The organism is Pseudomonas sp. LBUM1671, from assembly GCF_059695685.1.
Genome location: NZ_CP166782.1, coordinates 598,556 through 617,579 on the forward strand (window position 1 = coordinate 598,556; position 19,024 = coordinate 617,579).

19 protein-coding genes are annotated in these 19,024 nt (G+C 59.7%); 9 read left to right on the plus strand and 10 right to left on the minus strand.

Annotation, left to right across the window (positions count from 1 at the left end; genetic code table 11):
- Positions 1 to 151 precede the first annotated feature (151 nt).
- From nadE to ACA060_RS02680, 3 genes are all read right to left on the minus strand, one after another.
- Positions 152 to 979, minus strand: coding sequence for an NAD(+) synthase (gene nadE / locus ACA060_RS02670; protein ID WP_109627718.1), 828 nt, complete (start codon positions 977 to 979; stop codon positions 152 to 154).
- A gap of 4 nt (positions 980 to 983) precedes the next feature.
- On the minus strand, positions 984 to 2,219 hold the full coding sequence (pncB, locus tag ACA060_RS02675; RefSeq protein WP_497315253.1) for a nicotinate phosphoribosyltransferase: 1,236 nt from the start codon (positions 2,217 to 2,219) through the stop codon (positions 984 to 986).
- A gap of 132 nt (positions 2,220 to 2,351) precedes the next feature.
- Positions 2,352 to 3,263, minus strand: coding sequence for a LysR family transcriptional regulator (locus tag ACA060_RS02680; RefSeq protein WP_497315255.1), 912 nt, complete (start codon positions 3,261 to 3,263; stop codon positions 2,352 to 2,354).
- Between the two features lie 175 nt (positions 3,264 to 3,438).
- Between ACA060_RS02680 and amaB the strand changes: the two genes are divergently transcribed.
- The 9 genes from amaB (at position 3,439) to ACA060_RS02725 (ending at position 13,393) form a co-directional block, all read left to right on the plus strand.
- Complete coding sequence (amaB, locus tag ACA060_RS02685; protein ID WP_461956999.1) at positions 3,439 to 4,929, plus strand: L-piperidine-6-carboxylate dehydrogenase; 1,491 nt, start codon at positions 3,439 to 3,441, stop codon at positions 4,927 to 4,929.
- Between the two features lie 116 nt (positions 4,930 to 5,045).
- Complete coding sequence (amaA, locus tag ACA060_RS02690) at positions 5,046 to 6,329, plus strand: L-pipecolate oxidase (RefSeq protein WP_497315257.1); 1,284 nt, start codon at positions 5,046 to 5,048, stop codon at positions 6,327 to 6,329.
- Between the two features lie 364 nt (positions 6,330 to 6,693).
- Positions 6,694 to 7,827, plus strand: coding sequence for an ABC transporter substrate-binding protein (locus tag ACA060_RS02695; protein WP_438659795.1), 1,134 nt, complete (start codon positions 6,694 to 6,696; stop codon positions 7,825 to 7,827).
- A 171-nt stretch (positions 7,828 to 7,998) separates the two neighbouring features.
- Positions 7,999 to 8,913: an ABC transporter permease subunit gene (locus ACA060_RS02700; protein ID WP_010464150.1), complete on the plus strand. Its 915-nt coding sequence runs from the start codon at positions 7,999 to 8,001 to the stop codon at positions 8,911 to 8,913.
- 3 nt (positions 8,914 to 8,916) lie between these two features.
- Positions 8,917 to 10,200, plus strand: coding sequence for a high-affinity branched-chain amino acid ABC transporter permease LivM (gene livM, locus ACA060_RS02705; RefSeq protein ID WP_109627726.1), 1,284 nt, complete (start codon positions 8,917 to 8,919; stop codon positions 10,198 to 10,200).
- Positions 10,197 to 11,072 carry an ABC transporter ATP-binding protein gene (locus tag ACA060_RS02710; RefSeq protein ID WP_497315260.1) on the plus strand — a complete coding sequence of 292 codons (876 nt, stop codon included), beginning with the start codon at positions 10,197 to 10,199 and terminating at the stop codon, positions 11,070 to 11,072. The genes livM and ACA060_RS02710 overlap by 4 nt, the downstream gene beginning before the upstream one ends.
- On the plus strand, positions 11,069 to 11,785 hold the full coding sequence (locus tag ACA060_RS02715; protein WP_497315262.1) for an ABC transporter ATP-binding protein: 717 nt from the start codon (positions 11,069 to 11,071) through the stop codon (positions 11,783 to 11,785). Before ACA060_RS02710 ends, ACA060_RS02715 begins: the two co-directional genes overlap by 4 nt.
- A gap of 295 nt (positions 11,786 to 12,080) precedes the next feature.
- Complete coding sequence (locus ACA060_RS02720; RefSeq protein WP_497315264.1) at positions 12,081 to 12,515, plus strand: hypothetical protein; 435 nt, start codon at positions 12,081 to 12,083, stop codon at positions 12,513 to 12,515.
- A gap of 110 nt (positions 12,516 to 12,625) precedes the next feature.
- Positions 12,626 to 13,393, plus strand: coding sequence for an SDR family oxidoreductase (locus ACA060_RS02725; protein ID WP_109627729.1), 768 nt, complete (start codon positions 12,626 to 12,628; stop codon positions 13,391 to 13,393).
- Between the two features lie 118 nt (positions 13,394 to 13,511).
- Here the strand turns inward: ACA060_RS02725 and ACA060_RS02730 are convergent, their stop codons facing one another.
- The 7 genes from ACA060_RS02730 to ACA060_RS02760 all read right to left on the minus strand — a co-directional run bounded on the left by ACA060_RS02730 (position 13,512) and on the right by ACA060_RS02760 (position 18,804).
- Positions 13,512 to 14,639 carry an AGE family epimerase/isomerase gene (locus tag ACA060_RS02730; RefSeq protein ID WP_497315266.1) on the minus strand — a complete coding sequence of 376 codons (1,128 nt, stop codon included), beginning with the start codon at positions 14,637 to 14,639 and terminating at the stop codon, positions 13,512 to 13,514.
- A gap of 208 nt (positions 14,640 to 14,847) precedes the next feature.
- Positions 14,848 to 15,420: a HupE/UreJ family protein gene (locus ACA060_RS02735; protein WP_497315268.1), complete on the minus strand. Its 573-nt coding sequence runs from the start codon at positions 15,418 to 15,420 to the stop codon at positions 14,848 to 14,850.
- 29 nt (positions 15,421 to 15,449) lie between these two features.
- Entirely contained in the window at positions 15,450 to 16,064 is a 615-nt protein-coding gene (gene ureG, locus ACA060_RS02740; protein WP_109627732.1) for an urease accessory protein UreG, read from the minus strand.
- A 23-nt stretch (positions 16,065 to 16,087) separates the two neighbouring features.
- Positions 16,088 to 16,762 (minus strand): urease accessory protein UreF, encoded by a 675-nt coding sequence (locus ACA060_RS02745; RefSeq protein ID WP_497315270.1) that lies wholly within the window; start codon positions 16,760 to 16,762, stop codon positions 16,088 to 16,090.
- Complete coding sequence (gene ureE, locus ACA060_RS02750; protein WP_109627734.1) at positions 16,759 to 17,259, minus strand: urease accessory protein UreE; 501 nt, start codon at positions 17,257 to 17,259, stop codon at positions 16,759 to 16,761. Before ureE ends, ACA060_RS02745 begins: the two co-directional genes overlap by 4 nt.
- A gap of 269 nt (positions 17,260 to 17,528) precedes the next feature.
- Positions 17,529 to 18,161 carry a TetR family transcriptional regulator gene (locus tag ACA060_RS02755; RefSeq protein ID WP_010464134.1) on the minus strand — a complete coding sequence of 211 codons (633 nt, stop codon included), beginning with the start codon at positions 18,159 to 18,161 and terminating at the stop codon, positions 17,529 to 17,531.
- A 172-nt stretch (positions 18,162 to 18,333) separates the two neighbouring features.
- Complete coding sequence (locus ACA060_RS02760; RefSeq protein WP_497315272.1) at positions 18,334 to 18,804, minus strand: hypothetical protein; 471 nt, start codon at positions 18,802 to 18,804, stop codon at positions 18,334 to 18,336.
- Positions 18,805 to 19,024: the final 220 nt, after the last annotated feature.

Here is a 19,024-nt window from a genome sequence, read left to right on the forward strand (position 1 = left end):
TTTTTGTGCCTGACATTTGACCGAGTCATCGTTCATCGCGGGCAAGCCACGCTCCCACAGGTATTGTGCCGGATGCCGATAATGGGTCCGACCACAATACCTGTGGGAGCGTGGCTTGCCCGCGAAGGCGTCGGTACAGGCGCAGACGTCCTTATGGCGCGAACGGCATCACGCGCTTGTGATGAGTCTTTTTGTACGTATCGCAAATGATCTTGAACGCTTCCTCACGCACCGACTGGCCGTGCAGGAATGCGTCGATCTCGGCATAGGTCACGCCGTGGGACGCTTCGTCCGGTTTACCCGGCGACAGGTCTTCAAGGTCGGCCGTAGGGATTTTTTCCACCAGCGATTCCGGCGCGCCGAAACTGCGGGCGATGTCTCGAACCTGGTTTTTCACCAGGCCACTCAGTGGTGCCAGGTCGCAGGCGCCATCACCGAACTTGGTGAAGAAACCCATCACCGCTTCCGCCGCGTGGTCGGTGCCGATCACCAAGCCCTGCGCCGCACCGGCGATGGTGTACTGGGCGACCATGCGCATCCGCGCCTTGGTGTTGCCGAGCACGAAATCCACCGAGACCGCGTGCTTGCCTTCGAAGGCGGCCACTTCGTTGGCCAGGGATTTCACTGCCGGACCGATGTTCACGGTGTGGCGTTCGTCCGGGGCGATGAAATCCACCGAGGCCTGGGCGTCGTGTTCATCGAACTGGGTTTCGTACGGCAGGCGCACGGCGATGAACTTGTAGCTTTTGTCGCTGGTTTGCTCGCGCAGCTCACGCATGGCGCGTTGGGCCAGCAGGCCGGCGGTCAGGGAATCGACGCCGCCGCTGATGCCGAGCACCAGGGTCTTGAGCCCGGAATTGACCAGGCACTCCTGAATGAAGCTGACCCGTCGGGCGACCTCGGCCTCGAGGGCGGCATGGTCGGCGAACGGCGGTTGAACGTTGAGCTGCTCAGCAATCTCACGCTGTACGGCTTGCATGAATTCACTCCTTGCTAGTGGTGCCAGATGGACTGGAAAGGGCGGCAGGTACTTTGAAAACATGTCGCAAATAGGCGACGAAATTCGGGTCTTTGCAGTGAGTCTTGCCAGGCTCATCGGAAATCTTTGCCACGGGCTGGCCGTTGCAGGCTGCCATTTTAAGCACGATGCTCATCGGTTCGACACCCGGAATATCGCACGTCAGGTTGGTGCCGATACCGAAACTGACATTGATCCGACCGCGTAACGCCCGGAATATTTCCAGGGATTTTGGCAACGTCAGGCTGTCGGAGAACGTCAGGGTCTTGCTCATCGGGTCGATGCCCAGCTTTTGATAGTGGGCGATCGCCTTTTCTGCCCAGATCACCGGATCCCCGGAGTCATGGCGCAGGCCGTCGAAGAGCTTGGCAAAGAACAGGTCGAAGTCGTTGAGGAAGGCATTCATGGTGATGCAGTCGGTGAGAGCGATCCCCAGCAGGCCCCGGTATTCGCGCACCCAGCAATCGAGTGCGGCAATCTGGCTGTCAATCAGCCGTGGACCGAGTTGCTGGTGCGCCATGATCCATTCGTGGGCCATGGTGCCCAAAGGCTTCATGTCCAATTCCCGTGACAGATGCACGTTGCTTGTGCCGACGAAACGCCCGGGGAAATCGTGCTTGAGCACGTTCACCACTTCTTCCTGCACGCGGAACGAGAAGCGACGGCGTGTGCCGAAATCGGCTACCTGCAATTCGGACAGTTCGTCGCTGCTGGCGTTGGCGGTCAACCAGTCGAATTTGCGGTAGAGCTGCTCGCGAGCCTGTTCCAGAACGATTTCGCGGTAGCGATAGCGGTTGCGCACTTCGCTGACGATGGACAGCAGCGGCACTTCAAACAGGATCACATGCAACCACGGCCCGCGCAGGCGGATGAACAGTTCGCCGTTTTCAATGCCGGTGTGGACGTAGCGCAGGTTGAAGCGGAAAAGCCCGAGAAAACGCAGGAAATCCGGCTTCATGAAGCTGATGCGTTCCATGAAGCTCAACTGGTCGGCACTCAGACTCAACTCCGCCAGACGTTCGATCTGGAAGCGGATCTCTGCCAGATACGGGCGCAAATCCTCGCTGTTACGGCAACGAAACTCCCATTCGACTTCCACGTTCGGGTAGTTGTGCAGCACCGCCTGCATCATCGTCAGTTTGTAGAAGTCGGTGTCGAGCAGGTTCTGCACGATGCGATCGCCAAACACGCTCTCGCTCATAACGGGGTTCTCCAGGCTTGACGCGGCCCGTGGTCGCGACGTTTCAGCTGTTCAATGAATGGGCTAGTGGCGCATATCAGCAGTAAGGATTGCCAGCAATTTTTTTATCGCCGCATAACCTTGTGCGGAGCTTCAAAGGGGGGACGTGTCAGGGCTATCAATCTGCTCCAGCATCCACTTCACAAAATCCCGCACCTTGGGCACTTCCGCCGAATGCTCGGGGTACGCCAGGTAATAGGCATCGGTGCTGGGCATCGCGTGCTGCCAGGGTATGACCAGTTTGCCGTCGGCCAATTCCTCTTCCACCAGAAAACGCGGGAGCAGTGCCACGCCGCAGCCGACCTGGGCGGCGCGGATGCACATGTAAAAGGTTTCGAAGCGCGGGCCGTGGTAGCTGTGTTCGGTGTGGTAGCCCTGGCTGTCGAACCAGTCGTGCCAGGCCTGTGGCCGCGAGGCGTTTTGTAGCAGGACGAGGTCGGTGAGCTGTGTCGGATCGGTGAATGGTGTGTCCGGCTGGCTGCCCGGTGCGCACACAGGAACAAGCTCCTCGCCAAACAGCTTCAGGCATTCGGTGCCGGGACGGGAGCCTTGGCCGAAATAGAACGCCAGGTCGCTGCGACCTTGCAGCAGGTCGTCGGCTTCCTGTTCGCTGCACAGGTCCAGATGGATCGAGGGATGGCGCAGGCGCCAGCCTTTCAAGCGTGGCACAAGCCAGCGCGCGCCGAAGGTCGGCGGCGTCGAGACGCGCAGGACTTCGGTTTCGCCGCCGTAGGAACGCAGGTAATGGGTCGACATCTCGACCTGCGTGAGGATTTTTCGTACTTCCACCAGGTACAAATCACCAGCCGGGGTCATTTGCAGGCGTCGGCGCACCCGGCGGAACAGCAGGTGCTGCAGCAACTCTTCAAGTTGCGCGACCTGTTTGCTGACGGCGCTCTGGGTCAGGTTCAGCTCTTCGGCGGCCCGGGTGAAGCTCAAATGTCGGGTGACGGCCTCGAAACACTGGAGGGCAGTGATCGACGGCAAGTAGCGTTTATTCAGCATGGACGGTCCTTTTTCTTGTTTCTTTTACTGCCAGCAATTCAAAGCATGAATAAACGGAATGATATCTCTCTTAAAGGTCGTTTGTTGGGTAACCTCCGGGGAGCTAAAACTACAGGTCTGATCAGCCGTGAATATCCGGCTGCACGTTTTCTGTTTTTTGCTTGAGGAGTGACCCATGGTTGCCGCATTGCTTGATCGTCTTGGTGTGAACCCGGCCCTGTACCAGAACGGCAAAGTGCCGGTGCATTCGCCGATCGATGGCAGCCAGATTGCCGCCGTGAACTGGGAAGGTGCCGCTGAAGTCGAGCAGCACATCAGTCGTGCAGATCATGCGTTCGAATTGTGGCGCAAGGTCCCGGCCCCGCGCCGTGGCGAACTGGTGCGTCAACTGGGCGACATCCTGCGTGAATACAAAGCGGATCTCGGTGAGCTGGTCTCCTGGGAAGCCGGCAAGATCACTCAGGAAGGCCTGGGTGAAGTTCAGGAAATGATCGACATCTGCGACTTCGCCGTCGGCCTGTCCCGTCAGTTGTACGGCTTGACCATCGCTTCCGAGCGTCCTGGCCACCATATGCGCGAAACCTGGCACCCGCTGGGCATCGTCGGCGTCATCAGCGCCTTCAACTTCCCGGTCGCGGTCTGGGCCTGGAACACTACGCTGGCGCTGGTTTGCGGTAACCCGGTGATCTGGAAACCTTCGGAAAAAACCCCGCTGACCGCACTGGCCTGCCAGGCGCTGTTCGACCGCGTACTGAAGAATTTCAGCGACGCACCTCCACACCTGAGCCAAGTGATTATCGGCGGCCGCGATGCCGGCGAAGCCCTGGTCGATGACCCGCGTGTAGCGCTGATCAGCGCCACCGGCAGCACCCGCATGGGCCGTGAAGTGGCGCCGAAAATCGCCGCACGTTTCGCCCGCAGCATTCTGGAACTGGGCGGCAACAACGCCATGATCCTCGCCCCGAGCGCCGACCTGGACATGGCCGTTCGCGCCATCCTGTTCAGCGCCGTCGGCACCGCCGGTCAGCGTTGCACCACGTTGCGTCGCCTGATTGCCCATGAGTCGGTGAAGGAAGAAATCGTCACCCGCCTCAAGGCTGCCTACTCCAAGGTTCGCATCGGCAATCCGCTTGAGGGCAACCTGATCGGTCCGCTGATCGACAAGCACAGTTTCGAAAACATGCAGGACGCGTTGGAACAGGCCTTGAGCGAAGGCGGCCGGGTGTTCGGCGGCAAACGTCAGCTGGAAGACAAATTCCCTAACGCTTATTACGTCTCGCCGGCCATCGTTGAAATGCCGGAGCAGAGCGATGTGGTCTGCAACGAAACCTTCGCGCCGATCCTGTATGTGGTTGGTTACAAGGACTTCGACGAAGCGCTGCGCCTGAACAACTCGGTGCCACAAGGCCTGTCCTCGTGCATCTTCACCACCGACGTGCGTGAAGCCGAGCAGTTCATGTCAGCGGTGGGCAGCGACTGCGGCATCGCCAACGTCAACATCGGCCCGAGCGGCGCGGAAATCGGTGGCGCGTTTGGTGGCGAGAAAGAAACCGGCGGTGGCCGTGAGTCGGGCTCCGATGCATGGCGCGGATACATGCGTCGCCAGACAAACACCGTGAACTATTCGCTGGAGTTGCCGTTGGCTCAGGGCATCACGTTCGACTGATAGGCCCCTTCGCGGGCAAGCCTCGCTCCTACAGGATCACTCAACACCTGTAGGAGCGAGGCTTGCCCGCGAAGCTTTTGCTTTGTTGTTTGTTAGGTTTCTGTTGGAGTCTGGCAATGCCGTTACGCGAAGAGTGTCTGTGGGAAAAACTGACGCCGCAAAGGCCTGACAACGCGGCGCTCAAGGGCGAAGTGAAGGTCGATGTCTGCGTCATCGGCGCCGGTTTCACCGGTCTGTCGGCGGCCGTGCATCTGCTGGAAAAAGGCAAAACGGTGTGCGTGCTCGAAGCCCATCGCGCTGGTCACGGCGGTTCGGGGCGCAACGTCGGGCTGGTCAATGCCGGGATGTGGATTCCACCGGACGAGATCGAAGCCGGGTTTGGCGAAGTGGTTGGCAGTCAGCTCAATCGCATGCTGGGTGCCGCGCCGTCCCTGGTGTTCAGCTTGGTCGACAAATACAACATCGATTGCCAGTTACGCCGCGAAGGCACGCTGCACATGGCGCACAACGCCCGTGGCGAAGCCGATTTGCGCAGTCGTGAAGCACAATGGAAACGTCGCGGGGCGCCGGTCGAACTGCTGACCGGGCAAGCCTGCGAGCAAGCGACGGGCACCAAAAAAATCGCCGCCGCGTTGCTCGACAAGCGTGCCGGCACGATCAATCCGATGGCCTACACCACGGGGCTGGCCAAAGCGGCCATCAGCCTCGGCGGTCAGTTGTTCGATCATTCGCCGGTTACCCGACTCGAACGGCAGGGCCAACGCTGGTCGGTGCAAACCGCTCAGGGTTCGGTGCTCGCCGAGCAAGTGGTCATCGCGTCCAACGCCTACACCGAAGGCGACTGGACGGAGCTGCGGCGCAATTTCTTCCCCGGCTATTACTATCAAGTGGCTTCGGTTCCTCTGACCGAAGACGCCGCGCAGCAAATCCTGCCCGGTGGCCAGGGTTCCTGGGACACGCGCCAGGTACTGAGCAGTATTCGTCGCGATAAGGACGGTCGCCTGTTGCTCGGCAGCCTCGGCAATGGAAATCAGAAACCGACCTGGTTCCTCAAGGCATGGGCCGATCGGGTGCAGCAGCACTATTTCCCTTACCTCAAACCTGTGGAATGGGAATGCACCTGGACCGGTTGCATTGCGTTTACCCCCGATCACTTGATGCGTTTATTCGAGCCAGCGCCCGGTTTAGTGGCAGTCACCGGGTATAACGGCCGGGGCGTAACGACGGGAACGGTGGTAGGCAAAGCTTTTGCCGATTATCTGTGTAACGGAAATCCTCAGGCGCTACCGATTCCCTTCGCTCCCATGCAGCCACTGGCGGGGGTGGGTTTGCGCAGCTGTCTGTACGAGGCCGGTTTCTCGCTGTATCACGCAGGCCAGTGCTTGCGGATCGTTATTTGATTGTTGAAATTTGTTGCTGGAAGCGGCGCTTTGTCGCGCAGCGACTAGCCTGTAAAAGGTGCGGGTTGTAGCAGTACCGCACCAGCAGTGTGCACTTCGGTGACGCACGTTGTTACAGGCTGGTTGCACGTCGTTTGGCGCCGCGGTTGCAATGATGGCGCGTGCGGGTTGCGCCTTTATAAATAAATGGTTTCACCTTCCGCGGTTTAGACGGTTGCACGCCCAATGAAAATGGGATCGAAACAGTCGAAATAACAATAAAGCAGCGACTTTTCTCAGAATAAAAAACCGATGGCACGGCCCTTGCTCTGAGCATTTAGAGAAGTCGCAGTGCCAACTAAAAAAAACCTTGGAGCACCACCTCATGTCCCAGACGTTTTACAAGAAAGGCTTTCTGGCCCTCGCAGTGGCAACTGCGTTGGGTGTTTCTGCGTTTGCACAGGCTGATGTGAAAATCGGTGTGGCGGGTCCGATGACAGGTGCCAACGCGGCATTTGGCGAGCAGTACATGAAGGGTGCACAGGCTGCAGCCGACGCGGTCAACGCGGCGGGCGGCGTCAACGGGGAAAAAATCGTACTGGTGAAGGGCGATGACGCCTGCGAACCGAAACAGGCTGTGACGGTCGCCAAGGACCTGACCAACCAGAAAGTCGCCGGCGTGGTCGGTCACTTCTGCTCCTCGTCGACCATCCCGGCCTCCGAGATCTACGACGAAGCGGGCATCATTGCAATCACCCCTGGTTCCACCAACCCGGCAGTCACCGAACGCGGCCTGAGCGCCATGTTCCGTATGTGCGGGCGTGACGACCAGCAAGGCATCGTGGCCGGTGACTACATCGTCGACGTGCTCAAGGGCAAGAAAGTCGTCGTCCTGCACGACAAGGACACCTACGGTCAGGGTCTGGCGGACGCTACCAAGGCCCAGCTGGAAAAACGCGGCGTGAAGCCTGTGTTGTATGAAGGCCTGACCCGTGGCGAGAAAGACTTCAGCACCATCGTCACCAAAATCCGCGGCGCTGGCGCCGACGTCGTCTACTTCGGCGGTCTGCACCCGGAAGCCGGTCCTCTGGTTCGTCAACTGCGTGAGCAAGGTCTCAAAGACGTCAAGTTCATGTCCGATGACGGCATCGTGACCGACGAACTGGTAACCACCGCTGGCGGCCCGCAATTCGTTGACGGCGTGCTGATGACCTTCGGCGCCGACCCACGCCTGCTGCCAGACAGCAAGACCGTGGTGGACGAGTTCCGCAAAAAAGGCACCGAGCCTGAAGGCTACACCCTGTACGCCTACGCTTCGGTTCAGACCCTGGCTGCAGCTTTCAACGGCGCCAAGTCCAACAGCGGCGAAAAAGCTGCCGAGTGGCTGAAGAAAAACCCGGTCAAAACCGTGATGGGCGAGAAGACCTGGGACGCCAAGGGCGACCTGAAAGTCTCCGACTACGTGGTTTATCAGTGGGACAAGGATGGCAAATACCACCAATTGGAAAAGCAGAAGTGATATGAACTGCTGATTTGCCCGGTGCCCTGTGCGCCGGGCAATCAAACAACATGTCCGTGCAGTACCTGTCTTTTCTCGTAGAGCTGCACACAACCGAGTGGCTTCGGCGGCTGAACCCCGGTCCGTTGCACCCGGCTTCTGTGCAGTCTCTCAAATGCGTGAGATTGCGTTATGGATGGTATTTTCCTGCAGCAACTGGTCAACGGCCTGACCCTCGGGTCGGTCTATGGCCTGATCGCCATCGGCTACACAATGGTCTATGGCATCATCGGCATGATCAACTTCGCCCACGGCGAGGTTTACATGATTTCCGCTTACCTCGCGGCAATCAGTCTGGCTCTGCTGGCATACTTCGGTATTGAATCCTTCCCGCTACTGATGCTCGGCACCTTGATCTTCACCATCGTGGTCACGGCGGTGTATGGCTGGGTCATCGAGCGCGTCGCCTACAAGCCCCTGCGTAACTCCACCCGGTTGGCACCGCTGATCAGCGCCATCGGGATTTCGCTGATCCTGCAGAACTATGCCCAGATCGCCCAAGGCGCCAAGCAACAAGGTGTTCCGACCTTGCTGACGGGAGCCTGGCGCGTCGAAATCGGCACCGGTTTCGTGCAGTTGACCTACACCAAGGTCTTCATCCTGATTGCTGCATTCGCCGGTATGGCGCTGCTGACCTACATCATCAAGTACACCAAGCTCGGCCGCATGTGCCGCGCCACCCAGCAAGACCGCAAGATGGCCTCGATCCTGGGGATCAACACCGACCGCGTGATTTCCTACGTGTTCATCATCGGTGCAGCGATGGCGGCCCTGGCCGGCGTGCTGATCACCATGAACTACGGCACGTTCGACTTCTATGCCGGCTTCATCATCGGCATCAAGGCGTTTACTGCGGCGGTACTCGGCGGCATCGGTTCGCTGCCTGGCGCGATGCTCGGCGGGATCATTCTCGGGATTTCCGAGTCGCTGTTCTCCGGTTTGGTCAACTCGGACTACAAAGACGTCTTCAGCTTCTCGCTGCTCGTTCTCGTTCTGGTCTTTCGGCCCCAAGGCCTGCTCGGCCGTCCTCTTGTGTCGAAGGTGTAAGCGATGTCTTCAACCACTAAAAAAACCATTGATCTCAAAAGAAGCCTGGTTGACGCGATTCTTGCCGGCCTTGTCGCCCTGATTGTGTTCGGCCCGATTGTCGGCGTGGTCCTCGACGGCTACGGCTTCAATATGGAAACGACCCGGGTGGCGTGGATTGTCGCCATCGTCATGGCTGGCCGCTTTGCCCTGAGCCTGTTCCTGCAAACGCCCAAGGGCCTGAAGATTCTTGAAGGCTTTGAAAGCACCGGCTCCGGGGTTCATGTACTGCCGCCTGATTACAAATCCCGGTTGCGCTGGATCATCCCGCTGGTGATCCTCGTTGCTGTGGTGTTCCCGTTTTTCTCCAACTCTTACCTGCTGGGCGTGGTGATCCTCGGGCTGATCTACGTATTGCTGGGCCTGGGCCTGAATATCGTGGTCGGCCTGGCCGGTCTGCTCGACCTGGGTTATGTGGCGTTCTACGCCATCGGTGCATACGGCCTGGCGCTGGGTTATCAATACCTCGGATTGGGCTTCTGGACGGTGCTGCCGCTGGCGGCGATCACCGCGGGCCTGGCCGGTTGCATCCTCGGGTTCCCGGTGTTGCGGCTGCACGGTGATTACCTGGCGATCGTGACCCTCGGTTTCGGTGAAATCATTCGCCTGGTGCTCAACAACTGGCTGTCCCTGACCGGCGGCCCGAATGGCATGGCGGCTCCGTTGCCGACGTTCTTCGGCCTCGAGTTCGGCAAGCGTGCGAAGGAGGGCGGTGTCCCGTTCCATGAGTTCTTCGGCATCGCCTATAACCCGGACGTGAAGTACTACTTCATCTACGCGGTGTTGTTCCTGGTGGTGCTGGCCGTGCTGTACATCAAGCATCGTCTGGTCAAGATGCCGGTCGGCCGCGCCTGGGAAGCCCTGCGTGAAGACGAAATTGCCTGCCGCTCCATGGGCCTGAACCACGTACTGGTCAAGCTCTCGGCGTTCACCATTGGTGCATCGACTGCCGGCCTGGCCGGAGTGTTCTTCGCCACCTATCAAGGCTTCGTCAACCCGACCTCGTTTACCTTCTTTGAATCGGCCCTGATCCTCGCCATCGTGGTACTCGGCGGCATGGGCTCGACCATCGGCGTGGTGATTGCAGCCTTCGTGCTGACGGTTGCCCCGGAACTGCTGCGCGGCTTTGCGGAATATCGCGTGCTGCTGTTCGGCGTGTTGATGGTGTTGATGATGATCTGGCGACCGCGCGGCCTGATTCGGATCAGCCGTACCGGTGTGACCCCGCGTAAAGGAGTAGCGCCATGAGCGAAGTCGTACTCTCGGTCGAGAAGCTGATGATGCACTTCGGCGGCATCAAGGCGTTGAGCGATGTCAGCCTCAAGGTGCATCGCAACTCGATCTTCGCCCTGATCGGCCCCAACGGCGCCGGCAAGACCACCGTGTTCAACTGCCTGACCGGGTTCTACAAGGCCTCCGGCGGCAAGATCGAACTCAATACCCGTGGCGAGCGCACCGATGTCATCCAGCTGTTGGGCGAATCGTTCAAAGCCACGGATTTCGTTTCGCCGAAAAGCTTCATCACCCGGATGCGCTACAAGATGTTCGGTGGCACCCACCTGGTGAACCGTGCCGGGCTGGCGCGTACGTTCCAGAACATTCGCCTGTTCAAGGAAATGTCGGTACTGGAAAACCTGCTGGTGGCCCAGCACATGTGGGTCAACCGCAACATGCTGGCCGGCATCCTCAATACCAAGGGCTACCGCAAAGCCGAAAGCGATGCGCTGGACCACGCCTTCTACTGGCTGGAAGTGGTGGATCTGGTGGACTGCGCCAACCGTCTGGCCGGTGAACTGTCCTACGGCCAACAGCGTCGTCTGGAAATCGCCCGGGCCATGTGCACCCGGCCGCAGATCATCTGCCTCGACGAACCGGCTGCCGGCCTCAACCCTCAGGAAACCGAAGCGCTGAGCGCGATGATCCGGCTGCTGCGCGACGAGCACGATCTGACCGTGGTACTGATCGAACATGACATGGGCATGGTAATGAGCATTTCCGACCACATCGTGGTGCTGGACCACGGCATCGTGATCGCTGAGGGCGGACCTGATGCGATTCGCAACGACCCGAAAGTGATTGCGGCCTACCTGGGCGCTGATGAAGAGGAAGTGGTGCTATGAGCCAACCCATCCTCGAACTCAAGGATCTGGATGTATTTTACGGGCCGATCCAGGCCCTGAAAAAAGTCTCGCTGCATATCGAAGAAGGTGAAACCGTCAGTCTGATCGGCTCCAACGGCGCCGGTAAGTCGACCCTGCTGATGTCGATCTTCGGCCAGCCGCGGGCGGCTGACGGGCAGATCATTTATCAGGGCGTGGACATCACCCACAAGTCGTCGCACTACATCGCGTCCAACGGCATCGCTCAGTCGCCTGAAGGCCGGCGGGTGTTCCCCGACATGACCGTCGAGGAAAACCTGCTGATGGGCACCATCCCGATCGGTGACAAGTACGCTTCCGAGGACATGCAGCGCATGTTCGAGCTGTTTCCGCGGCTCAAGGAACGCCGTAACCAGCGCGCCATGACCATGTCCGGCGGCGAGCAACAGATGCTCGCCATCGCCCGTGCATTGATGAGCCGACCCAAGCTGCTGTTGCTTGATGAGCCGAGCCTGGGGCTGGCGCCGATCGTGGTGAAACAGATCTTCGCGACCCTGCGGGAACTGGCGAGTACCGGCATGACCATCTTCCTGGTCGAGCAAAACGCCAACCACGCGTTGAAACTGTCGGACCGGGCGTACGTGATGGTCAACGGTGAGATCCGCATCACCGGCACCGGCAAGGAGCTGCTGGTCAACGAGGAGGTGCGTAACGCTTATCTCGGCGGGCACTGAAACGCTGCCGGAATATCCACAGCCCCGACGAGCAATCGCCGGGGCTTTTTACATCCTCTATACACCTCAGTTCCCATGTGGGAGCGGGCTTCTCGCGAAGGTGGCTTATCAGTCACATTGATGCCAGATGTGCCGCCGCTTTCGCGAGCAAGCCCGCTCCCACAGGTGTCCACGGTGTGCTTTCCGGAAATTGTGGAAAACAATATTCACAAGCTCTCAAAGCGCGACATAAAGCCGCTGCAAATAGTTGTTTTGTCACGGTTTTGACTTGTCCCCGTTTACTGTGGAACTGGCTGTGAATAACGTGGGAGTAGCTGCCTGGAAGCCTTTGAATCCGTGGCTTGTAGCGATGTGGTTGTTTTTTGATCAGGCGTTTTTGCTTGACCCGGAGCAGGCTTTGTCAACCTTTTTGTTGGTGACTAAAGTGGCCCGAAATGTGCTCAGCCTGCCTGTGGATAAGTCTGTGGTTAAACTCTGGAAAGACTCGGCTGAGGGCCGTAGTTACTGGCTTGGCGCCATCGTCGGTTTGATCGGCCCATCGTGCAAAATGCCATGGGCTACACCGCTGGCACCTGAGGGTCAAGCGAAAAACTTTGTAATCTACCCGCAAAGCCTTGTGGATAGCGGCTCCCAGCTTTTCCACTTGCCCCCTGAAATTGTGGACCTGCCTGTGGATAACGTGCGCGTACATAGCTGCAGGCCACGCCGGGCAAGGCGTTGCCATGATTGATTACTTTTCATACAAAAATACGATGGTTGCCCGTGAGAGCGGGGCCGGGCATGCTGCCAGCTGATTTTCTATTCCAATGGCTGACCGTCAGCCGAAGCAAGGAGAACACGATGTCCAACACCCTGTTTATTACCGGCGCGACTTCCGGTTTTGGTGAAGCCTGTGCCCGTCGTTTTGCCGATGCCGGCTGGAAACTGGTGCTGACTGGGCGTCGTGAAGAGCGTCTCAACGCCCTGTGCGCCGAGTTGTCGAAGCAGACCGAAGTGCATGGCCTTGTGCTCGACGTGCGTGATCGCAAGGCCATGGAGGAGGCGATCGCCAACCTGCCGCCGTCCTTCGCCAAGCTGCGCGGGCTGATCAACAACGCCGGCCTGGCACTGGGCGCTGACCCGGCGCCGAAGTGCGACCTCGACGATTGGGACACCATGGTCGACACCAACATCAAAGGCCTGATGTACGCCACTCGCCTGCTGTTGCCACGCCTGATTGCCCACGGTCGCGGTGCCGGTATCGTCAACCTCGGCTCCGTCGCCGGCAACTATCCGTATCCGGGCAGCCATGTTTATGGTGGGACCAAGGCATTCGTTGGACAGTTCTCGCTGAACCTGCGTTGCGACTTGCAAGGCACTGGTGTGCGCGTCAGCAATATTGAGCCGGGCCTGTGCGAGAGCGAGTTCTCGCTGGTGCGTTTCGCCGGTGACCAGGAGCGCTACAACGCGACCTACGCCGGTGCCGAGCCGATCCAGCCGCAGGACATCGCCGAGACTATTTTCTGGGTGCTCAATGCGCCGGCGCACATCAACATCAACAGCCTGGAGTTGATGCCGGTGAGCCAGACGTGGGCCGGGTTTGCGATTGAGCGTAATAACAAGGCTTAAGACCGGGTAACGGCCATCGCGGGCAAGCCACGCTCCCACAGGTTTTGTGTTGAATCGCCATTTCGCGAACGACACAAAACCTGTCGGAGCGGGCTTGCCCGCGATAGCTATCTGTCAGTCAGCGAAGATAATCGACCAACCCGCGATAGCAAGTCGCCAAGTGATAAGGCGTGGTCGACGGCATGTCCTTGCGGCTGACCTCGCCCTGCTCATCGCGACACTCATACCAGCCGCCCTCATGCAGAAAGCGCTGCTGCAATGCCTGCAACTGGCGTTGCACTGAGCCTTCGCTGTTCGGCCGCAAAGTCAGCGCGCGCAAGTATTCAGCCTGGGCCCAGATGCGTTGGGTGGCATCCTTCGCCGAGCCATTCAGATCGAGCATCGCTGCCACTGCACCCGTTTGCGGATCGACGCCCGATTGTTCGGTCAGCACAAACGCACGCTCCAGCGAAGCATGCAGTTTTGAGCCGCGCAGCAACGACGAAGACTCCAGCAGGAAATACCACTCGAACTGATGCCCCGGCTCAAACCAGTTATCCACAGCACCCAGCGGTTTCTCCATTAACACGCTGTGTTGCGGGTCGATAAAACGCTTTTGCATGGCTGTGCATAACTCGACCAGCGCCCGTTGCACGGCGGTGTCTTCGCGCACCGACAGGGTTGCGAGGAACGCTTCCGCCAGATGCATCAAGGGATTTTGCAGGGGGCCGGAGTCGAGCGAGGACCAGTCACGGTCGAGGCAGGCTTCATACAGGCCGTCGCCCGTGGCGAAGCGCTGCGCCAGCACTTCCAGCGTGGCATTGAGCACCGATTCCACCAGCGGCTCGCGAGCCTTGTCCCAGTAATGGGCGCACGCGAACAGGATGAAGGCATGGGTGTAGAGGTCTTTGCGCTGATCCAGCGGCGCACCTTGCGGGTCGATGCTGTAGAACCAGCCGCCATGCTCGGGGTCGTGGAAATGCTGCTGCAAGGAACGGAACAGCGCTGCAGCACGCTCTTCGACGGCCGGCACCTGGCCGATGAGGCTGGAAAACAGATACAGCTGCCGTGCGCAGGCCATCGCCCGATAGCGCTGGGGTGGCAGCGGCTGATGCCCGGCGTCCAGCGCTTCATAAGGCAACGCCATGTCGGCATTCCAGCCGGGGCCTTGCCAGAGCGGCACGATCACGTCCTGGAAATGCTGCTGCACCGAGGCGAACAGGGCGGTCAATTCAGGCTGGGAGGCGGAGCGGGAAACAGGCGGCATTGGCTGGCGTCGTCACGGCAGGGTTGATTGCGCGACATGTTAGCAGGCCTGAGAGATGCGGTGTCTGTCAGGCCGCCTTCGCGAGCAAGCCCGCTCCCACAGAGAGCGTTTGTGAGCGCACATTTTGTGTGCGCCGTAGATCACTGTGGGAGCGGCGGTGCGACGATTCGACTTGCCCGCGAAGAGGCCATCACAGGCAAAAAAGAAATCAGCCCGCCAACAACCACACACCAGTCGCCGCCGAAGCCGCCCCCGCCAATCGAACCAACGGCGCCGCCGCTTGCGGCAACACGCGCACCACGCCATAACCCGCGGCATGCAAAGCAGCCGTCGCCGCCACAAATCCTGCCGCATATGCCCAAGGGCTCGACATATCAGGCAGCTCCAGCCCATGGGCCACACCATGGAACAGGGCAAACAAAGCCGTCGCACCGATCGCCATACTCAACGGTGGACGCACCGCCAAGGCGACCGCCAGGCCCAGCGCCAGCACCGACGCCGCAATCCCGCTTTCCAGCGCCGGCAGGTTCAACCCTTCAAAACCCAGCAACCCGCCCATCAGCATGGTGCCAACGAACGTGCACGGCAGTGCCCAGCGTGCTGCACCTTTCTGCTGCGCCGCCCACAAACCCACCGCCACCATCGCCAGCAAGTGATCGAGGCCGCCAATCGGGTGGCTGATGCCGGCGAGCAAACCGTTATCGCCATGGCCTGGGTGAGCGAAGGCGATGGCCGGGGTCAGCAGCAGCGCCATGGCGCCCAGGATGCGTTGAAGTGTCATGGATAAGCTTCCTTGTTGATAAGTCTTGATCAGGCGGCGGTCAGCAGGCCTTGGCGTTCGATGAAAGCGATGATTGCTTCCAGGCCCAAACCGGTTTTTTGGTTGCTGAAGACAAACGGCTTGCCGTTGCGCATGCGTTGAGTGTCGCTGTCCATCATCTCCAGCGACGCGCCCACTAGCGGCGCGAGGTCGACTTTGTTGATCACCAGCAGGTCGGATTTGCAGATCCCCGGCCCACCCTTGCGCGGCAGTTTGTCGCCGGCCGAGACGTCGATCACGTAGATAGTCAGGTCGGACAGTTCCGGGCTGAAGGTCGCCGAGAGGTTATCGCCGCCGGACTCCACCAGAATCAGATCCAGGCCCGGAAAGCGGCGGTTCAGTTGATCCACCGCTTCGAGGTTGATCGAGGCGTCTTCGCGGATCGCCGTGTGCGGGCAGCCACCGGTTTCCACGCCGATGATGCGTTCCGGCGCCAGGGCTTCATTGCGCACCAGGAAATCGGCGTCTTCGCGGGTGTAGATGTCGTTGGTGACGACGGCCAGGTTGTAGCGGTCGCGCAGGGCCAGGCAAAGCGCCAGCGTCAGGGCGGTTTTACCGGAACCGACCGGGCCGCCAATGCCGACGCGCAGGGGTTGAGTGTTCATGTGATTCTCCAAATTTAAAGGCCCTAGGAACGGAACAGACGGCTGTATTGGCGCTCATGGGCCATGCACGCCAGGGACAGGCCGAACGCAGCGCTGCCGTAGTGTTCGGGATTGATTCGGGTGGCGTCTTGCTGGGCTTGTTGCAGCAGCGGCAGCAATTCGCTGGTCAGGCGCTGCGCAGCTTGCTGGCCGAGCGGCAGGGTTTTCATCAGCACCGCCAGCTGGTTTTCCAGCCAGCTCCAGAGCCACGCGGCCAGCGCATCTTGCGGACTGATCTGCCAGGCGCGAGCGGCCAGTGCCCAGCCGAGGGCCAGGTGCGGTTCGGGGCGCTGTTCGAGAAAGGCGCGGGCTGGAGCATCGAGTTCCGGCAAGCCGTTGAGCAGTTGTTGCAACGAATAGCCCATCTGCCGGCTCTCCTGATGCAACTCGCGGGTTTCCCGGCTGGCGCGGTGTTCTTCGCAGCGTTGCAGCAACTCAGCCCAGTTCTCATCAACGGCGGCGGTGCAATGGGCGAGCAGCAGCGGCGCTTCGAAACGTGCCAGGTTGAGCAACAGCTGATCACTGATCCAGCGTCGCGCGCTGTCTGCATCGTTCACCCGGCCGTTATCCACAGCCATTTCCAGGCCTTGCGAGTAGCTGTAGCCGCCAATCGGCAGTTGTGGGCTGGCCAGGCGCAGCAGCGCCCAGGCCGGGTTCATAAACGGACGCCGAACTGGTGCAGTTTCGGCGGGTAGTTGAAGTCCTCGTCGCCGTGGCGGGAATGGTGATGGCCGCCGCCATAGGCGCCGTGTTCCGGCTGGAACGGGGCCTCGATGTGTTCGACCCTGGCTTCCAGCTGTTCGAGCATGGCCTTGAGCACGTAATCGTCGAGCAGGCGCAACCAGCCATCACCGACTTGCAGGGCGACGTGGCGATTACCCAGGTGATAGGCGGCGCGCGTCAGTTCGAACGCGTTGGCGCAGGTGACGTGCAGCAGTTGTTCGGGCCGCGCGCAGACGCGGACGATACGCCCGTCTTCGGCTTGCAGGCATTCGCCGTCATACAGCGGCGGCTGGCCGCGCTCCAGAAACAAACCGACGTCCTCGCCTTCGGCACTGAAACAGCGCAAACGGCTTTTGCTCCGGGCTTCGAAGGTCAGGTGCAACTCGGCGGCCCAGACGGGTTGAGGGTCGATTCTGCGATGAATCACCAGCATCGGAAGGCTTCCAGCAATGGACAATGCTCAGGCTAGAGCAAGGGGCTTGCCAATCGGGCGATACGTAGGAAATACCTGTCGGAGCGTAGTGGATGTTTCAGAATGTTGCAGGATTTTGAACTGGAATGGTGCGGGGATTTTTCTGTGGCACCAAATTGATGCTTTGCCTTGTTTTGTGTGGGAGCGGGCTTGCTCGCGAAGGCGTCGTGTCAGTCAACAGATGCGTTGAATGTATCGACTTCTTCGCGAGCAAGCCCGCTCCCACATTTTTATTCGGTGCTGCCGAGGCCTTGCCAGTGCTTGAGGCCGATGAAGATAAAGCGCAGTTGCTGAGTGATTTTCGCCTGGGGCGTCAGGTGCTCGGGCAGAGCCTCGGCCGGCGGATCGATAATGTCCGGCAAGGTCGCAAACACGCTTTTGACGATCAGATCCGCCATCACGCTCAAACCGGCGATGTCCAGATGCTGCAGTTTCGGCATCAGGGACAGGTCAGCTGCCAGGTCCGAGCTGATGTCTTCGCGCAGACGCCCGATAGCCTGGCGCACGGGGAGAGATCCGCCGTACTGCTCGCGGGCCAGGAACAGGAACTGCGAGCGATTGGCCGAGACCACGTCGAGAAAGATCCGTACCGAAGCGTCGATGATGCCGCCCATGACGAACTCGTTATGGCGCACCAGGCGAATGGTTTCGCGAAAGGTCTGGCCGACTTCGCTCACCAGCACCAGGCCCAGTTCATCCATATCGGCAAAATGCCGGTAGAAACCGGTGGGCACGATCCCGGCGGTTTTCGCGACTTCGCGCAGGCTCAGGCTGCCGAATCCTCGGCCGCATTCCATCAGGTGACGGGCAGCGTCCATCAGGGCGTTGCGGGTTTGTTGTTTCTGTTCGGCGCGGGGCAGCATCGCAAGGGGTTTTCTGGACAGGGACAGCGGCGCACTCTAGCAAATCGGCTTCGCTGGCGTCGAACGACTATCGGGGGATCAAGCGGGGATGTGCTGCTTCTTACAAGGCAAAACCCTATAAAGTCAAAAGCCCAATCCGGGGATTGGGCTTTTTTTCAGGGCCACCATGGGCTCAGCTCACAGCGCTGTTGCGTTCGATTACACGGTCACCACCACCTTCGGCAAGTGTTTGACCTTGTGGAGTGCGCTCGGAACCACCTTCGGCAAGTGTTTGACCTTGTGGGGTGCGCTCGGAACCACCTTCGGCAAGTGTTTGACCTTGTGGAGTGCGCTCGGAACCACCTTCGGCAAGGGTTTGGCCTTGTGGAGTGCGCTCGGAACCACCTTCGGCAAGGGTTTGGCCTTGTGGGGTACGATCCGAGCCGTCTTCAGCGATCAGGCCTTTTTCTTTCAGGCGATCGTTACCGCCTTCAGCCAGGGTCTGGCCTTGTGGAGTGCGGTCGGAACCATCGGCAGCGACGGTTTGGCTGAACACCGAGCGGCTGTCTTTGACTTGTGGAGTGGCCTGGTCAGCAGCAGGCAGAGCGAAAGCGGTGCTGGCCAGCATTGAGAGGGTAAGGCTAAGCAGTAATTGGCGTTTCATGATGGGTTGCTCCTTGGGAGGGCGATAAAGTGGGTACGAGGGCAATGCTACTCTCGATAAGTCGATATAAAAGTTCATAAACGCAATGGTAATAATCAACGGAATTGATTGTTCTGCCGCAGCGCTCTAGAACGGGCGTTTCCGGCGAACGTTTTTGCCCTATGGTGGGTATTTTCGACCCACTCGTGCCGCACAAAAGTGCGGGGCCGGTAACGCCGGA

What these genes read in the sequence shown, in the direction of transcription:
- ACA060_RS02725 (WP_109627729.1), top strand. Translation starts at nt 12,626, where the DNA reads ATGTCCAACACCCTGTTTATTACCGGCGCGACTTCCGGTTTTGGTGAA.
- ACA060_RS02730 (WP_497315266.1), bottom strand. Translation starts at nt 14,639, where the DNA reads ATGCCGCCTGTTTCCCGCTCCGCCTCCCAGCCTGAATTGACCGCCCTG.
- livM (WP_109627726.1), top strand. Translation starts at nt 8,917, where the DNA reads ATGTCTTCAACCACTAAAAAAACCATTGATCTCAAAAGAAGCCTGGTT.
- ACA060_RS02755 (WP_010464134.1), bottom strand. Translation starts at nt 18,161, where the DNA reads ATGCTGCCCCGCGCCGAACAGAAACAACAAACCCGCAACGCCCTGATG.
- ACA060_RS02695 (WP_438659795.1), top strand. Translation starts at nt 6,694, where the DNA reads ATGTCCCAGACGTTTTACAAGAAAGGCTTTCTGGCCCTCGCAGTGGCA.
- ACA060_RS02745 (WP_497315270.1), bottom strand. Translation starts at nt 16,762, where the DNA reads ATGAACCCGGCCTGGGCGCTGCTGCGCCTGGCCAGCCCACAACTGCCG.
- ACA060_RS02680 (WP_497315255.1), bottom strand. Translation starts at nt 3,263, where the DNA reads ATGCTGAATAAACGCTACTTGCCGTCGATCACTGCCCTCCAGTGTTTC.
- amaB (WP_461956999.1), top strand. Translation starts at nt 3,439, where the DNA reads ATGGTTGCCGCATTGCTTGATCGTCTTGGTGTGAACCCGGCCCTGTAC.
- ACA060_RS02760 (WP_497315272.1), bottom strand. Translation starts at nt 18,804, where the DNA reads ATGAAACGCCAATTACTGCTTAGCCTTACCCTCTCAATGCTGGCCAGC.
- ACA060_RS02735 (WP_497315268.1), bottom strand. Translation starts at nt 15,420, where the DNA reads ATGACACTTCAACGCATCCTGGGCGCCATGGCGCTGCTGCTGACCCCG.
- amaA (WP_497315257.1), top strand. Translation starts at nt 5,046, where the DNA reads ATGCCGTTACGCGAAGAGTGTCTGTGGGAAAAACTGACGCCGCAAAGG.
- ureE (WP_109627734.1), bottom strand. Translation starts at nt 17,259, where the DNA reads ATGCTGGTGATTCATCGCAGAATCGACCCTCAACCCGTCTGGGCCGCC.
- ureG (WP_109627732.1), bottom strand. Translation starts at nt 16,064, where the DNA reads ATGAACACTCAACCCCTGCGCGTCGGCATTGGCGGCCCGGTCGGTTCC.
- ACA060_RS02715 (WP_497315262.1), top strand. Translation starts at nt 11,069, where the DNA reads ATGAGCCAACCCATCCTCGAACTCAAGGATCTGGATGTATTTTACGGG.
- pncB (WP_497315253.1), bottom strand. Translation starts at nt 2,219, where the DNA reads ATGAGCGAGAGCGTGTTTGGCGATCGCATCGTGCAGAACCTGCTCGAC.
- ACA060_RS02710 (WP_497315260.1), top strand. Translation starts at nt 10,197, where the DNA reads ATGAGCGAAGTCGTACTCTCGGTCGAGAAGCTGATGATGCACTTCGGC.
- nadE (WP_109627718.1), bottom strand. Translation starts at nt 979, where the DNA reads ATGCAAGCCGTACAGCGTGAGATTGCTGAGCAGCTCAACGTTCAACCG.
- ACA060_RS02700 (WP_010464150.1), top strand. Translation starts at nt 7,999, where the DNA reads ATGGATGGTATTTTCCTGCAGCAACTGGTCAACGGCCTGACCCTCGGG.